The sequence below is a fragment of the Arsenophonus sp. ENCA genome (genome assembly GCF_002287155.1).
Taxonomy (GTDB): Bacteria; Pseudomonadota; Gammaproteobacteria; order Enterobacterales; family Enterobacteriaceae; genus Arsenophonus; species Arsenophonus nilaparvatae.
In genome coordinates this window covers 1-1,406 of record NZ_NHNG01000631.1, presented here as the reverse complement: position 1 = coordinate 1,406, position 1,406 = coordinate 1, and the positions used below count along the sequence as shown (strand labels likewise).

Annotated in this window: 2 protein-coding genes and 1 pseudogene; all 3 read right to left on the bottom strand. The window is 39.9% G+C overall.

Translation table 11 applies throughout. From position 1 onward, the window contains the following. A partial coding sequence (locus tag CBG25_RS16325) for a phage tail protein (RefSeq protein WP_290607929.1) occupies positions 1–192 on the bottom strand: 192 nt, incomplete at its 3' end. A 278-nt stretch (positions 193–470) separates the two neighbouring features. Then, positions 471–833, bottom strand: a pseudogene (locus tag CBG25_RS16320) (phage antirepressor N-terminal domain-containing protein); the annotation flags it as partial. Continuing rightward, entirely contained in the window at positions 830–1,195 is a 366-nt protein-coding gene (locus CBG25_RS16315; RefSeq protein WP_290607928.1) for a phage antirepressor KilAC domain-containing protein, read from the bottom strand. The pseudogene CBG25_RS16320 and the gene CBG25_RS16315, both read right to left, overlap by 4 nt. Positions 1,196–1,406 lie beyond the last annotated feature (211 nt).

The following is a 1,406-nucleotide window of genomic DNA, read 5'->3' as shown; positions in this document are numbered from 1 at the left end:
AATAAAATTAAAGATAGGCATCACTTCATCCTTTTTGCCTAAATAGGTAAATGGCCAGGATTGCGATTCGGGATGGATCCCATCGGCGGATACCTGCTTGTAGCCATCACCAAATTCCACTTCTTTGATTCTATGTCGGTATTCGCCCGTTGGGCTGTCTTGAATTTGAGTTCGCCATTTAAATTCATCCATTAACTTGACTCCATAAAAAAAGCCACCTGAGCAGTGACCTGTAAATTACACGATGATTGATTTATTACGAATTACCACTCATTGGGCAGTGACAACAATTTGTCTTTACGGATGATTAAGTACCCTGCACGATGAGCCAACTCCATAAAAGAGTCCAGTGTTAACAAATGCTCATTTTCGAGCACCATGTCAGTGCGAAAAATTTGATTATTTTTTATCGTGATCAAAATTCTACCACTTTCGCCTGATAAGCGATTAAGCACCGATAATTTATCTTCTTTTTTCTTGACTTCTCCAGTCGTCCAATACTCATAGAGAACATCGTCGCACTCTTCTTGATACTGAATAACTTTGTCACGGATTTCTGACTTAACTTTGTTTGGGCTGATGGTTGCCAACCACCCAGCAAGTTTACGGAGAGCCAAGCAAATCATTGATTGTTGACCACCTTTTGTAGGTATAACGATTTCCGTGATACCTTTGCTAAAGCGTTGTTTTAATTTCTCAAATTGTGATTGCCAGGCTAACCCCATACCCTCAACGATGGGCTTCATGGGTACATACGGTTCATTGTTGTAATTTACAACGTACAAATCATCACCATAAAATGAGACATTAATWGTAGAAATGGCGTTACTCATGCTGCCACCCCCACGCTTAACAGTTTTGCCAATTTAGCAATCCCTTTTGGTGTGATGCGAACCTGTGTTTTAGTTTCATCAACTCCATCATTTCGGGTAATCGTTGTCACTTTATGCTCAATCAACCCCTGTTGAATCTTGTCCTGATAACCAATCCACGGGCTACCTAATCGTCTGTAAATCCATTTATTTTCACTCAGAAAATCAAATAGCTGTTTGGGGCGTATTTGTAGTTGCTTGGCTGTATCAGTCACACACATAGCACCATCGGATTTAGCGATGCGTTCTAAGGCAGCTACATCGGGTTTCATTTCTGCTATTTGATGGTCACGATCAAGGATTTTTTCACTATAATTTAGCAACAAGCCTCTCATCACAGCTGGATCATTTAATACAACCATAGGGTCTATGGCAACAGGCGCTAATTTGCCTGCTTTAAAATCTAAAAAAGTTTGATTAACTTTGATACGAAAATCAGGACGTATCCATCCAGCATATTCATAGCAATAATTTCATGGGCAAACGTTCCACCATTCTTGCCCTCAAAGCTAACTAGACAAATTTGTCCAGTTT